Source organism: Alcanivorax sp. (genome assembly GCF_002733835.1).
GTDB lineage: Bacteria > Pseudomonadota > Gammaproteobacteria > Pseudomonadales > Alcanivoracaceae > Alcanivorax.
Map to the genome: position 1 here is coordinate 17,281 of NZ_NVWY01000037.1, position 12,701 is coordinate 29,981.

Below are 12,701 nucleotides of genomic sequence, written 5' to 3' on the forward strand. Positions count from 1 at the left end.
TGAAACGTCTCATAAATTCACCACCTCAATACGGCTGTCCGGGCGCTCACCGATACCCGCCGGGCGGTGCCAGCCCCAGGTTTGCAAGGTCGGCTTCACTTCCAGCATGTCGATACAGTCCACCGGGCAGGGTTCTACGCAGAGATCGCAGCCGGTGCATTCATCAACGATGACGGTGTGCATCAACTTGGCGGCGCCGACGATGGCATCCACCGGGCAGGCCTGGATGCACTTTGTGCAGCCAATGCACTCGTCTTCGCGGATGTAGGCGACCTTGGCCACGTTGGCGTCTTCTGCGCCTTCATTATCCAGCGTCAGTTCTTCACGGCCGAGCAATTCGGACAGCGCCACCACGGTGTCCTGGCCACCTGGCGGGCAGCGGTTGTGGTCTTCACCTTCCGCAATGGCTTCCGCGTAGGGGCGGCAGCCCGGGTGGCCACACTGGCCGCATTGGGTTTGCGGCAGCAGCGAATCGATCTGCTCGACAATGGGGTCGCCTTCCACCTTGAATTTTTCCGAGGCAAACCCGAGCACGGCACCGAACACCGCCGCCAAAGCCAACAACGCTGCCACAGCAATTAACACAGCGGTCATGAGTACACTCCATGTGCCGCTGGACGCCGAATGCCAGATGCCGGACGCGGGAAAACAGTGCGTAGCAGCACGGGGTTGGCGATTATCGTGAGGCACCGCGCCCCTGTCAGGCGTCGGGCATCAGGCGTCTTGCGTACATTCATAACTTGATCAACCCGGAAAAGCCCATGAATGCCAGAGACATGAGGCCAGCGGTAATCAGGCCGATGCTGGGGCCGCGAAACGCTTCGGGTACATCGGCCACGGCAATGCGTTCGCGCATGGCGGCAAACAGGATCAGCACCAGGGAAAAGCCCAGCGCCGCACCGAAACCGTAGGTCAGCGAAGACATAAAGGTGGCGTCTTCCTGGCGCACATTCAGCAGGGCCACGCCCAGCACCGCACAGTTGGAAGTGATCAACGGCAGGAATACCCCCAGCACCCGGTAAAGCAGCGGGCTGGCTTTTTTCACGAACATTTCCGTGAACTGCACGGCCACCGCAATTACCAGAATAAAGCTGATGGTGCGCAGGTATTCCAGCTCAAAGGGCACCAGAATGTAGGCCCAGGTCAGGTAGGCAAGCACGGAGGACAGCGTCAGCACAAAAGTGGTGGCCAGGGACATGCCCATGGCGGTTTCCACTTTGTTGGACACCCCCATGAATGGGCACAGCCCGAGGAACTGCACCAGCACGAAATTGTTTACCAGCACAGCGCTGATCAGAATCAGGACGTACTCAGTCATGTGATCGCAGGCTCGCTTGCCGAAAAATAGGAGTAGACGCCATGTTTACATGGCGTCAAGGGCGCATAGTATGAGGCAGCGCCTTTATACGCTCAAGAATGATAGCGAATAAGCTTAATAGACAAGGGAGTACAGGTCATTGGCCGTCTTTTGAACAGTTGAGCCGGCTTTTGCCACTATTTTGCGGTTGAAGGCGGGCAAACGGTTGCGGTGGGCCGGTCAATCCAGTATCCAAGACAGACGAAAAACCCCGTACCCGTAACCTGGCTGATTGGGAGAGACCCGTGCCCGCTTTACCCCGCGATTTTGACCGTGACGGTCTGCTCGAATACTCCGTGGTTTTCACCGACCGTTCCCTGAACCATATGTCACAGCGTTTCCAGCAAGTGATGCGGGATATCTCGTCGACCCTGAAGCAGGTCTATAACGCGCATTCCGTGGCGGTGGTGCCCGGTGGCGGCAGCTATGGCATGGAAGCAGTGGCCCGTCAGTTCGCCACCGATCAGTCCTGTCTCGTAATCCGTAACGGTTTTTTCAGCTTTCGCTGGAGCCAGATTTTCGAGATGGGCAAGATCCCCTCAAAAGAAACCGTACTGAAAGCCTCCCCGGTTAACGACCAGCCCCAGGCCGCGTTCGCACCTGCGCCCATTGAAGACGTGGTCGCTGCCATCAAGGCGGAAAAACCGGCCATGGTGTTCGCCCCCCACGTGGAAACGGCCTCCGGCATCATCCTGCCCGATGACTACATCAAGCAGGTGGCCGAGGCTGTGCATAGCGTGGGCGGCCTGTTCGTCCTCGACTGCATTGCCTCCGGCACCATCTGGGTGGACATGCAGGCTTGCGGCGTCGACGTGCTGATCAGTGCGCCACAAAAAGGCTGGAGCAGCTCGCCCTGCAGCGCCCTGATCATGCTCAGCGAGGCCGCAGAAAAGCGCCTGCACGAAACCACCAGCAGCAGCTTCGCCTGCGACCTGCGCAAATGGCGCGACATCATGATCGCCTATGAAAACGGTGGCCACGCCTACCACGCCACCATGCCCACCGATGCACTCACCGGTTTCCGCGACACCATGATGGAAACCGTGGAGCGCGGCCTGGAGACCGTTAAAGCCGAACAGTGGCAGCTGGGCAAGGCGGTACGCGCCCTGATGGCCGAACACGGTTTTGCCAGCGTCGCCGCACCGGGCTTTGAAGCCCCGGGTGTGGTGGTGTCCTACACCGGTGACGATGGCATCAAAAGCGGTGCGGCATTTATCGCGCAAGGCTTGCAGACCGCCGGCGGTGTGCCGCTCATGTGTGACGAACCGGCGGACTTCAAGACCTTCCGTGTGGGCCTGTTCGGCCTGGACAAGCTCGGTGATGTGGATGCGGCGGTGGCCCGCCTCAAGACTGCGCTGGATCAGCTTGGCTAGATCCGTGACGGGCAGGGCAGGGGCGCTGGCGTTGTTGCTGGCGTGCCTGCTGGCCTGGACCGCAGCACAGGCGGAGGAAAACATGGAAGAACCGCAATGCGTTGTGCTGCTGCATGGCCTGGCCAGAACCGCCCACGCCATGAAGAAAATGGAAACGGCCCTGGAGAAAACCGGTTATACGGTGGTGAACCAGGGGTACCCCTCTACCAAACACCCTATTCAAACCCTCGCGGCGCAAACCCTTCCCGCTGCTTTAGCGCAATGCCCCGACGAAGGCAGCATCCATTTCGTTACCCACTCTATGGGTGGCATTCTGCTGCGCCAGTACCTCAGCGAACACACCATTCCCCGCCTTGGCCGAACCGTCATGCTCGGCCCGCCCAATCAGGGCAGCGAAGTGGTGGACCGCCTGGGTGCCTGGGCGCCATTCCAATGGTTCAACGGCCCTGCCGGCAGCCAGATGGGCACCGGCCCGGACAGCCTCCCCAACCAGCTCGGCCCGGTGGATTTCCCGGTCGGTATCATCGCCGGCAATCAGACCATCAATTTCCTGCTCTCCACGCAACTACCCGGACCTAACGATGGCAAGGTCACCGTAGAAAGAACCAAAGTCGAAGGCATGCAGGACCATCTGGTGCTGCCGGTGACGCATCCGTTCATGATGCGTAACGGAGAGGTGATTGCGCAGGTAAAGATATTCCTGGCGGAAGGGCGGTTTGATTATCCGTGAATGCACGAAGCCTGCGGGGCTGTGGGCTCCTTAGACATAGGCTCCTTTCGCTTTTAGCGATGCTGCTTTTTTGAGCAGTGTTATTCGTTTCGGGGAATGGAGAAGGCAACATATCGAATCATGCCCTGACAAGCTGGTTTGTAACGTACTGACTTTTCTGCTTTTATCTTACAATATGCAAATTTTATAAATGTGATATGAAGCCGGCGCGTTCATTGGATATTCGAGCCGGCTTCCTAATACCTGTTAGCTTGAAGGGAAGCATGAAGTACGATCCGATCAATATAAAAAATAAGCTGGCTCTTTTCGATGAGCTCTGGTCCCCTCGCGTAATAGCTGAAATGAATGACTACCAGTTCAAGCTTGCGAAAGGCGAGGGGGAGTTTGTCTGGCATGATCACCCTGATACCGATGAGGTGTTTATCGTGATTGAGGGTGAACTTGTGATTGAATTTCGTGATGGGGCGGTAACGTTAAACCCCGGAGAGATGTATGTGATCCCAAAGGGGGTTGAGCATAAACCTTTCGCCAAAGGCCTTGTTCAGGTTTTGCTTGTAGAGCCTAAAGGTGTTGTGAACACGGGTGAATCTGGTGGCACTCTTACCGCAGAGAACGATATTTGGGTTTAAAGCTAACAAGCGGCGCCAGGCGGACCAAATTTCCGCTCCTTCGTCGCTCCAATTTGTCCGCTGCGCCGGGCGTTATGTGCTCGCATAGGTCATAGGAATTACCAATGCATCTGATGACGGAAAAATCTATTAAAGTATTTCTGACCATGATCTACGCGAGGTACATAGATCGTAATGGGTACAGCTTTCATAAGCTCACGGAGTATCCCTTCCCAATTACATATGAGCCAGACAACGAACTATTCATAGAAAGAAGCGGTAGCACAAAGAAATACTTGTGCACGCAATACTTCAAAGAACTGGAAGCGCGAGGATTGATGGAGAAAAGTGAATCCAGTTTTTACCTGACCGCCAAGGGATTTACTGAGGGATACAAGCTAAAGCATCCGTTAAAGTATTTTTGTAAAGTTCATTGGAAATGGGGTGTTGCTACAGCTATTGCAGTTCTCGGCTTTATCAGCACTGTAATTTACAGGTATGGGGTGACTTGTATCAGTGGCTCGTGATGCACATAACAATTGCAGGCAATCCGACGGCTTCTCCATTCCGCCTGCGGCTCCATTACAAAGCCGCGGTTGCTGCGGGCGTTATGCATAAAGGAGAAAACATGCCACACCCACATGGAAGCGAAGGAGCTCCGGTAGATGTCTCGTTGACCTTTGATCAGGTCTATGGGTTTGTAGGAGAGGGCGGCGCCAACTACCAATCTACAACTAATGAAGCCATGACCGCTCGGCGCGGACACGCAGGTGACGGGGTTACGCCTGTGATTGTGCTGGAAGGTGAACGAAATGTGCATGGTAGAGTTTGCGCATCATGCTGGGGTCACCAAACGAGCTGCACTGGCGAGAGAGTCAGCCAGGCTATTGTTGGCCTTGATAATGCTGCAAATGCATAACAAGCGGCGGCAGGCGGATTAAATTTCTGCTCGTTCCTCGCTCCAATTTGCCCGCTGCGCCGGGCGTTGGGTGGCAAGAAGATGAGCATTGATTCGGCGCGAGGAAAGGGTATGATAATGTCATACCTCTGCCATGTTAGGAGCACCAGCCATGAGCATGCACCGGAAAACCATCACGCTGACCGAACAGCAAGACGGCTGGGTGAAAGCCCAGATTGAAAGCGGCCACTTTGGCAACGATAGTGAGTACATCCGCGATCTCATCCGAAGGGACCAACAGACCAAAGAACGTCTTGCCATGCTGAGGCAAGCCCTCGCTGAGGGTGAGTCCAGCGGGGAACCGAAACCGTTGGATATATCGGCTATCAAGGCGGCTGGCCGTAAGCGGATTAAGGCTGCCGATTAGTGCTTACGTTGAACGTCACGCCGAGGGCGGAATCCGATTTTATTGGGATTTGGGTGTATGCCTGTGAGGAATGGGGCGTTGATCAGGCGGATAATTACGTGGATCGGCTTGAGGCCGGCATGAAGCGGCTGATTGCTCATCTATCGCTTGGCGCGAACTACGACCATGTTTTTTCTGGGTATCGCAAATTACAGGTCGAGCATCACGTTGTTTTTTATCGACTGCTTGAGTCGGAAGTGCTTGTTGTTCGTGTGTTGCACGAGGTCATGGATGCACCGGAAAGGCTTCTGGAGTAGTCGGAGTTATATTTTCGGCGCGGCTTAAAAATTTCCATCCTGCACCGTGCTGTTGTCTCCCAATAAGTAGCTGCACTCGGAAAATTACTCGCTGCGCTCCTGATTTTCCAGAATCAATAGGGGCAGGGCTCCCATTGGCTCTTCGGCTTTCGGGAATCAAGATGTTGAGCGTGCCTCCGTTTTTCCCTGAGCTTTCGGCTTGTGATAAACCTTGTCGGATTAGGCCTTTCAGGCTCTCTGTGCCCTTGGGTGAATTCGGCCTTCCTGAATGTGTGGCGATGTGGGGTTGCTGGTTCTGCTGCTGCGAATGAAACCCGCCTTGTTGTGGTACAGTGGCCACAAAATCCCAACCCCGGACACCCACTATGCTCGTCTACCTTCTGGTCGCCTGTGATCGCCTTGATGAAAAGCAGGAAAAGAAGCTCAAGCGTAACTTGGCTGATCTGCAAGCTGCGTTGCAGGCGTATGTGGATGCCAATGAAGTGGCCTCGCTGATTGATGACTGCGAGAGTGAGGATTGCGAGGACTGGGTGCTGGGCATCAGCCTGCCGGTGAAGAAAAAGATCCAGCTGAAGGAGCCGGTGAATCTGTTTAACCATCTGGCCAAGCAATACCACATTGATTGTGAGGTAGGGTCGATTGAGGACGATCAGCGAGACCCGGTGAGCTACTTTGGCAAGCGGGAAGGCATTGGGGATGCGTTTCTGATTGCGGAGTATCTGGGGTTGTAGGGTACTTTGTCGGATTACGCCTTTCAGGCTAATTCGACCTACTGGAAGTTCGTGTAACCCTTGGGTGAATTCGACCTACAAAAACCGTGTTTCGTAGCTTCGTAGGTCGGGTTAGGCGTAGCCGTAACCCGACACCTGCGCCGCCTTCAGGCGGCGGTTTCCTGTTTACTTTCCTGTGTTGTTGGGGCGTACTGATTGGCGTCGGTGGTGTATTCCGCGTGGCCATAGTCCACCAATAGTTCCTTGATTCTCTTCACCAGTATTTTGTCCGCCAGCTTGTTGGCCACCGGGATATCCTGCAGCGTTCGGTAGGCGATCAGGCGTGGCACCACGAACAGGTTGCCCACGGTGAACAGGGCATAATCTATCAGGTGTGGTTCCACGCCCATTTCTTTCGCTTTCGATTTGTCTTTGCGGCCCAGGAATGCCTGGGTAAAGAAGACTTTGGAGAAGCTGCGTTCCACCCGGTTGTGCACTTTGCTGATCAGCTTTTCGTCCTTGGGGCGGTAGACCGACATGGTGGCGCGGGTCAGTTCGCCGCAGGTCTCGTCGTCGTAACCTTCGCGCAGGGTGCCGGAGTAGGTGAGCATGGTGTCGATGATGTCCGGTGCCTCGGCGGGTAGCAGTTCTTCGGGCAGGCCCAGCAGGAAGCATTCATAGCGGGACAGCTCGACGATGGCACGCTCGTTGGCGGTGAAGTGTTTGCGGCCTTTTCTCAGCGCCTTGAAGGCGGTGAGGTAGGCGGGCATGGTGCCGGCGGGCATCTGGTCTACCTGGGGGATGGGAATGCCGTAGACCGCCGGGTCCCAGGGGCCGCCCTTGTCGGGGGTGGCGCGCTTGATGATGTTGAAGCGCACCATGGAGTGCATCAGGCGCACCATGGCGGCGGCCTTGAAGCCGGGGCCAAAGCGTTCCAGCGCGCCGGGCAAGGTGGCGGTGGTGAAGAAGCTGGCGGTTTCGTTGATGCGCTGGTTCACCGAGTCGTTGGCCAGGGTGCCGGTAATGGCCATGGGCAGGCCGGAGTACTTGTTCATGAAGGTGGCGACGAAGGCACCACGAATCACGTAGGGGGCCAGGTTCACCATCTGGTTACGACTGAGGCGCGCGCCTTCGCGGACCAGCTCCATGTCCACCCAGTCCGGGGTGGTTTCCATGGCGGTGATGAAATCAATCAGCTCCTGGGGAGCATTATCCACGGCTTCCAGGCCTTCATCGCAGGCTTTCTTGAGCATGGTGATCAGGTTGCGAAAGCCGTATTCCGGCATCAGTGCGGCATAGGCATCGGAGACGGTATCGCCGAGCAGGGTGTAGGCCCGGGCCCGTTCCACTTTTTCCTTGTCGGCAAGAATGCCGCCGCGGTATTTGCGGGAAAATTTCTCCGGCAGGGCGCTGCGGGTGTTGATGTCGTCGGTAAAACGTTCCGGGGTGACATCGAAATCAATATCGCCATACAGGGAAGGAATGCGGGTTTTCTGCGCGCGCACTTTTTCCCAAAGTGCATCCAGTGACTGTGCCATCACTAACCTCTAAAAACGGCATTTAATGTATGTATACATTGGGTTTACGGTGTGTCGGTGACAATGGCAGGAAAGCACAATCGTGAGAACTCGTTGGTTTTTGGCCTGAATGGACAGAGAGGAATGAACGCAGGGGAAACACAGGGGAGGGGTTTGTTTTTCTTGGGGAGACGGTTGTGGCGATAGTGTTTATTCGGGTAGTGAGGCCCTCTCCCGGACGGAAGAGGGCCACCTGGGGATGACGCGACTAGCCTTGTTCCGCCATGGCTTCCTTGTAGAGAGATTTGCGCGGTTCGGCGAAGACCTTACGCAGCATGGGTTCGAAGTAATCCAGTGGCAGGATTTCTCCGTCCGGATCGAAGGCGGGGGAATCGTATTTGCTGACGAACTCCAGGGTCTGCCGATAGTGCGGGTGATCCTTGAAGTTCTCGCGTATGTCGCGATCCATGCCCAGGTAATGGAAGAAATAGTAACCCTGGAAGATGGCGTGGTGTTTCACCATCCAGTGGTTGGCATCGCTAACGAACGGTTCCAGCAGCACGGCGGCCACGTCGGCGTGGTTGAAGGTGCCCAGGGTGTCGCCGATGTCGTGCAGCAGGGCACAGACCACGTATTCGTCATCCTTGCCGTCACGGTGGGCCAGGGTGGCGGTTTGCAGGCAGTGCTGAAAACGGTCGATCTTGAAACCACCGAAGTCACCTTCCAGCAGGCGCAGGTGCGTCATGATGCGATCGGACAGGCCCTTGCTGAAGTCACCGAAGGACTTGGCGATGATCTGCCAGTCCTCGCCGGTGCCGTCCTTCATGTGGGTGAACTGGGCGCGGGGTGCGGTCATGTCATTCATGGTGCGCTCCTTATTCCGCGTAGCCGGGGTTGTTGCGGTCCAGCTTGCGGAGCAGGCCGGGCCACGCCAGGTTGCCGCCCATGCCCTTGGTCACCTGCGATGCCTGTTGCTTGATGGTGTCGACGATGCCGTCCGGGATCGGCGTCAGCGGGCGGTTGCCGGACAGGGCTTGCAGCTGGATTTCACAGGCGCGCTGGAGGATAAACATGCCCAGGAAGGTGTCGGCGATGGTGCTACCCACGGTGAGCAGACCATGGTTACGCAGGATCATGAAGTTGGCGTCGCCCAGGTCGGCTTGCAGGCGCGCTTTTTCGTCATCGCGCAGGGCCACGCCTTCGTAGTCGTGATAGGCCAGGCTGGCCAGCGGAAACAGGCTTTGTTGCGACAGGGCCAGTAAACCTTCCTGCTGGGCGGAGACGGCGACGCCGGCGGTGGTGTGGGTGTGCATGACACAGGCCGCATCGTCGCGCACGGCGTGGATAGCACTGTGGATGGTGAACCCGGCCGGGTTGATGTCGTAATCGCTGTCGTCCAGCTTGTTACCTTCCTGATCCACGCGCACCAGGCTGGAGGCGGTGATCTCGTCGAACATCATGCCGTAGGGGTTGATCAGGAAATGGTGCTCGTCGCCGGGGATGCGGGCGGACAGGTGGGTAAAGATAAGATCATCCCAGCCGTGCAGGGCGATGAGCCGGTAGGCGGCGGCGAGATCCACGCGCAGCTGCCATTCTTCGGCGCTGACGCTGCCTTTCCTGGAGGGGACGGTAGCTGGGTTAATATTGACCTGGCTGTTCATGTAGCGCTCTCCCGTTGTGTGGGTCTTATTGGGGTCAGGGACCCTTATTTAAGGTAATCGATTTTCCAATCCCTTGAGTGTAGGCCCGGGGTTAGGGAGAAAACTGTCAACTGGTTTACAATTGCTCCATGACGGATGCCTACACGGTGCTGCGGCACTGCCCCTTACTGGCCGGATTTCCCGATGCTGCCCTGCATGAAGCGGCGCGGCACGCCCGGGTGCGTTCGTTTCAGGCCAACCAGCCGATTTATGAGAAGGGCGAACCCCAGTCCAACCTGTGTGTGATTGCCGAGGGCCTGGTGCGGATCAGTTCGGTGAATGCCCAGGGTCAGGAAGCCGTGCTGATCATTTTTGACAGCGGTACCTGGTTTGGCGATGCGGTGTTTTCCCCCGGTACCGGGCGGGTCTATGGCGCCACGGCCCATGAGGCGGCGGTGTTGGTGGAAGTACCAGGCCCGTTTTTCCGCGACTTGCTGCAACGCTACCCGCAGAGCTATCCGGTGGTGCTGGATCTGATCAGCCAGCGGCTGTGGTCTGCCATCTCCATGATCGAAGAAGATGCGCTGCGGGGGACTCAGGCGCGGATCGGGCAGCGTTTGCTGTTCCTGTCGCAAATGCAGCGGGGTGGCAAGCCGGAAAGTGGACCGGTGACGGTGCGCCTGACCCGTGAACATATTGCCAACATGATGGGGATGACCCGCCAGGGAGTGCACCGGACGCTCAAGGCGTTTGAGGCGCAGGGGCTGATCACGCTGGGCTACGGGCGCATCACGATCGAAGATGAGGCGGCGCTGCGGGAACACTTGGCGACGCTGAATTGATGCTGAGTGCTGCTTGTCGGATTACGCCTTTCAGGCTAATTCGACCTACTTATACGATATTGCCCGCGCACACTCGTAGGTCGTGTTAGGCGTAGCCGTAACCCGACATTCCTGCTGTGGTTTGATTTGAGACAGACATAAAAAAACCGGCGTTGGCCGGTTTTTTTATGTCGCTAATTAGCGCACTTCCGTTTAACGCACTTCCATGCCCGGTTCAGCGCCACTGTCCGGGCTGAGGATGTGAATGTCATCCCCGCCGGGGCCGGCGGCCAGTACCATGCCTTCGGAGACGCCGAACTTCATCTTGCGCGGTGCCAGGTTGGCCACCAGTACCACCAGTTTGCCTTCCAGTTCTTCCGGTGCGTAACGGGCCTTGATGCCGGCGAAGACGTTGCGCTCGCCCAGCTCACCCACGTCCAGTGTCAGCTGCAGCAGCTTGTCGGCGCCTTCCACGTGAGCCGCCTTGGCTACACGGGCCACGCGCAGTTTCACCTTGAGAAAATCATCAATGCTGATGGTTTCGTCGTCGGCATCCGCTTTTTTCGCGTCTGCTTTTTGGGGCTTGTCGGCAACCGGTGCCGGCGTACTGTCCTTGGAATCCGCCAGCATGGCTTCCACCTGCGTCATGTCGATACGGTTGAGCAGGGGTTTGAACTTGGCGATTTCATGGCCCAGCAGCAACTGGCCTGCGTCGGCCCAGGTAAGTGGCTCCACCTGCATGAAGGCTTCTGCACGCTCGGCCAAAGCCGGCAAGACCGGTTTCAGGTAGATCACCAGCAGACGGAACACGTTGATGGCGGTGCTGCAGATGGCCAGCACTTCCTGCTCCTTGCCCTCTTCCTTGGAAAGACTCCAGGGTGCCTTGTCGGCGATGTAGCCGTTGGCGTGGTCAGCCAGTGCCATGATTTCACGCATGGCCTTGCCGAATTCGCGTTTCTCGTAGAAATCGGCAATGCGTGGGCCCGCTTCCTGGACTTCGCGCACCAGCATCATGTTGTCCAGATCGGTACTGAGCGTGCCGCCGAATTTTTTCACGAAGTTGCCGGTGCGGCTGGCGATGTTGACCAGCTTGCCGACCAGATCCGAGTTCACTCGCTGGGCGAAGTCTTCCAGGTTCAGGTCGAAATCATCCACCCGGCTGGAGAGTTTGGCGGCGAAGTAGTAGCGCAGATACTCCGGGCTCAGGTGATCCAGGTAGGTGCGGGCCTTGATGAAGGTGCCGCGGGACTTGGACATCTTGGCGCCGTTCACGGTGACAAAGCCGTGGCTGTAGATGGCGGTGGGTTTACGCAACCCGGCACCGTCCAGCATGGCGGGCCAGAACAGGCCATGGAAGTTGATGATGTCCTTGCCGATGAAGTGGTACAACTCGGCGGTGGAGTCCTTGCCCCAGTAATCGTCGAAGTTCAGGCCTTCGCGATCACAGTAGTTCTGGAAGCTGGCCATGTAGCCGATGGGTGCATCCAGCCACACGTAGAAATATTTGCCCGGGTAGCCGGGGATCTCGAAGCCGAAGTAGGGGGCTTCACGGGAGATATCCCAGGGCTGCAGGTCTTCGATCCATTCCTGCAGCTTGTTGGCTACTTGTTCCTGCAGGGCGCCGGAGCGGGTCCACTCGCGCAGCAGAGGCTCGAACTTGGGCAGGTCGAAGAACAGCTGGGTGGTTTCTTTTTCCACCGGGGTGGCGCCGCTGACCGAGGAGTAGGGATCGATCAGCTCCGCCGGGGTGTAGGTGGCGCCGCACACTTCACAGTTGTCGCCGTACTGGTCTTCGCTCTTGCACTTGGGACAGGTGCCCTTGACGAAGCGATCGGCGAGGAACATGCCTTTCTGCGGGTCGTACAGCTGGGTAATGGTCTTTTCCAGGATGTAGCCGGCATCCTTGTTGCGCTGGAAAACCATTTCCGACAGCGCCCGGTTCTCGGCGCTGTGGGTGCTGTAATAGTTGTCGAAATTCACCTGGAAATCGGCGAAGTCCCGCTCGTGGTCCGCCTTCACCTGGGCAATCTGCTGTTCCGGAGTGACGCCGTTTTCCTCGGCCTTGAGCATGATGGCGGTGCCATGGGCATCGTCAGCGCAGACATAGGTACACTGCTGGCCACGGAGTTTCTGGAAGCGAACCCAGATGTCGGTCTGGATGTATTCCAGCAAATGACCCAGGTGAATGGGGCCATTGGCATAGGGAAGGGCACTGGTGACCAGTATCTTGCGGGGAGTGTCACTCATGGGAACGGCGTCGTTTTTCCAAAAAATGGGTGGCCTATGATACGGGGGCTGCCGGGGTTTTTCATCCTGTGTTCTCC

At 57.2% G+C, this 12,701-nt stretch carries 14 protein-coding genes; 8 read left to right on the forward strand and 6 right to left on the reverse strand.

The features are described 5' to 3' along the window. Nucleotides 1-9 precede the first annotated feature (9 nt). A complete protein-coding gene (gene rsxB, locus COA55_RS13750; RefSeq protein WP_290502616.1) occupies nucleotides 10-594 on the reverse strand; it encodes an electron transport complex subunit RsxB in 585 nt (194 codons plus the stop codon). Nucleotides 595-733: 139 nt separating this feature from the next. After that, entirely contained in the window at nucleotides 734-1,318 is a 585-nt protein-coding gene (gene rsxA, locus COA55_RS13755; RefSeq protein WP_007150071.1) for an electron transport complex subunit RsxA, read from the reverse strand. Nucleotides 1,319-1,602: 284 nt separating this feature from the next. Here rsxA and COA55_RS13760 point away from each other — a divergent pair, with 284 nt between their 5' ends. The 7 genes from COA55_RS13760 to COA55_RS13790 all read left to right on the forward strand — a co-directional run bounded on the left by COA55_RS13760 (nucleotide 1,603) and on the right by COA55_RS13790 (nucleotide 6,420). After that, entirely contained in the window at nucleotides 1,603-2,730 is a 1,128-nt protein-coding gene (locus tag COA55_RS13760; RefSeq protein WP_290502617.1) for an aminotransferase class V-fold PLP-dependent enzyme, read from the forward strand. A gap of 4 nt (nucleotides 2,731-2,734) precedes the next feature. Then, complete coding sequence (locus COA55_RS13765; protein WP_231880686.1) at nucleotides 2,735-3,460, forward strand: alpha/beta fold hydrolase; 726 nt, start codon at nucleotides 2,735-2,737, stop codon at nucleotides 3,458-3,460. A 263-nt stretch (nucleotides 3,461-3,723) separates the two neighbouring features. After that, nucleotides 3,724-4,089 (forward strand): cupin domain-containing protein, encoded by a 366-nt coding sequence (locus tag COA55_RS13770; protein WP_062810731.1) that lies wholly within the window; start codon nucleotides 3,724-3,726, stop codon nucleotides 4,087-4,089. 104 nt (nucleotides 4,090-4,193) lie between these two features. Then, nucleotides 4,194-4,595: a hypothetical protein gene (locus COA55_RS13775; protein ID WP_290502618.1), complete on the forward strand. Its 402-nt coding sequence runs from the start codon at nucleotides 4,194-4,196 to the stop codon at nucleotides 4,593-4,595. Nucleotides 4,596-5,138: 543 nt separating this feature from the next. After that, on the forward strand, nucleotides 5,139-5,393 hold the full coding sequence (locus COA55_RS13780) for a type II toxin-antitoxin system ParD family antitoxin (protein ID WP_007148396.1): 255 nt from the start codon (nucleotides 5,139-5,141) through the stop codon (nucleotides 5,391-5,393). Continuing rightward, complete coding sequence (locus COA55_RS13785; protein ID WP_290502619.1) at nucleotides 5,393-5,689, forward strand: type II toxin-antitoxin system RelE/ParE family toxin; 297 nt, start codon at nucleotides 5,393-5,395, stop codon at nucleotides 5,687-5,689. The genes COA55_RS13780 and COA55_RS13785 overlap by 1 nt, the downstream gene beginning before the upstream one ends. A 365-nt stretch (nucleotides 5,690-6,054) precedes the next feature. Beyond that, complete coding sequence (locus COA55_RS13790; protein ID WP_290502620.1) at nucleotides 6,055-6,420, forward strand: hypothetical protein; 366 nt, start codon at nucleotides 6,055-6,057, stop codon at nucleotides 6,418-6,420. A 146-nt stretch (nucleotides 6,421-6,566) separates the two neighbouring features. On the opposite strand, the gene COA55_RS13795 is transcribed toward COA55_RS13790, so the two are convergent. The 3 genes from COA55_RS13795 to COA55_RS13805 form a co-directional block, all read right to left on the reverse strand. After that, complete coding sequence (locus tag COA55_RS13795; RefSeq protein WP_290502621.1) at nucleotides 6,567-7,937, reverse strand: oxygenase MpaB family protein; 1,371 nt, start codon at nucleotides 7,935-7,937, stop codon at nucleotides 6,567-6,569. Between the two features lie 247 nt (nucleotides 7,938-8,184). Further along, nucleotides 8,185-8,781 carry an HD domain-containing protein gene (locus COA55_RS13800; protein ID WP_290502622.1) on the reverse strand — a complete coding sequence of 199 codons (597 nt, stop codon included), beginning with the start codon at nucleotides 8,779-8,781 and terminating at the stop codon, nucleotides 8,185-8,187. 10 nt (nucleotides 8,782-8,791) lie between these two features. Then, complete coding sequence (locus COA55_RS13805; protein ID WP_290502623.1) at nucleotides 8,792-9,577, reverse strand: class II aldolase/adducin family protein; 786 nt, start codon at nucleotides 9,575-9,577, stop codon at nucleotides 8,792-8,794. A 128-nt stretch (nucleotides 9,578-9,705) separates the two neighbouring features. Between COA55_RS13805 and COA55_RS13810 the strand changes: the two genes are divergently transcribed. Further along, on the forward strand, nucleotides 9,706-10,398 hold the full coding sequence (locus tag COA55_RS13810; RefSeq protein ID WP_007149074.1) for a Crp/Fnr family transcriptional regulator: 693 nt from the start codon (nucleotides 9,706-9,708) through the stop codon (nucleotides 10,396-10,398). Between the two features lie 192 nt (nucleotides 10,399-10,590). On the opposite strand, the gene metG is transcribed toward COA55_RS13810, so the two are convergent. Continuing rightward, nucleotides 10,591-12,624 carry a methionine--tRNA ligase gene (gene metG / locus COA55_RS13815; protein WP_290502624.1) on the reverse strand — a complete coding sequence of 678 codons (2,034 nt, stop codon included), beginning with the start codon at nucleotides 12,622-12,624 and terminating at the stop codon, nucleotides 10,591-10,593. Nucleotides 12,625-12,701: the final 77 nt, after the last annotated feature.

What these genes read in the sequence shown, in the direction of transcription:
- COA55_RS13805 (WP_290502623.1), bottom strand. Translation starts at nt 9,577, where the DNA reads ATGAACAGCCAGGTCAATATTAACCCAGCTACCGTCCCCTCCAGGAAA.
- COA55_RS13770 (WP_062810731.1), top strand. Translation starts at nt 3,724, where the DNA reads ATGAAGTACGATCCGATCAATATAAAAAATAAGCTGGCTCTTTTCGAT.
- rsxB (WP_290502616.1), bottom strand. Translation starts at nt 594, where the DNA reads ATGACCGCTGTGTTAATTGCTGTGGCAGCGTTGTTGGCTTTGGCGGCG.
- COA55_RS13790 (WP_290502620.1), top strand. Translation starts at nt 6,055, where the DNA reads ATGCTCGTCTACCTTCTGGTCGCCTGTGATCGCCTTGATGAAAAGCAG.
- COA55_RS13800 (WP_290502622.1), bottom strand. Translation starts at nt 8,781, where the DNA reads ATGAATGACATGACCGCACCCCGCGCCCAGTTCACCCACATGAAGGAC.
- COA55_RS13780 (WP_007148396.1), top strand. Translation starts at nt 5,139, where the DNA reads ATGAGCATGCACCGGAAAACCATCACGCTGACCGAACAGCAAGACGGC.
- COA55_RS13775 (WP_290502618.1), top strand. Translation starts at nt 4,194, where the DNA reads ATGCATCTGATGACGGAAAAATCTATTAAAGTATTTCTGACCATGATC.
- COA55_RS13795 (WP_290502621.1), bottom strand. Translation starts at nt 7,937, where the DNA reads ATGGCACAGTCACTGGATGCACTTTGGGAAAAAGTGCGCGCGCAGAAA.
- COA55_RS13810 (WP_007149074.1), top strand. Translation starts at nt 9,706, where the DNA reads ATGACGGATGCCTACACGGTGCTGCGGCACTGCCCCTTACTGGCCGGA.
- rsxA (WP_007150071.1), bottom strand. Translation starts at nt 1,318, where the DNA reads ATGACTGAGTACGTCCTGATTCTGATCAGCGCTGTGCTGGTAAACAAT.
- metG (WP_290502624.1), bottom strand. Translation starts at nt 12,624, where the DNA reads ATGAGTGACACTCCCCGCAAGATACTGGTCACCAGTGCCCTTCCCTAT.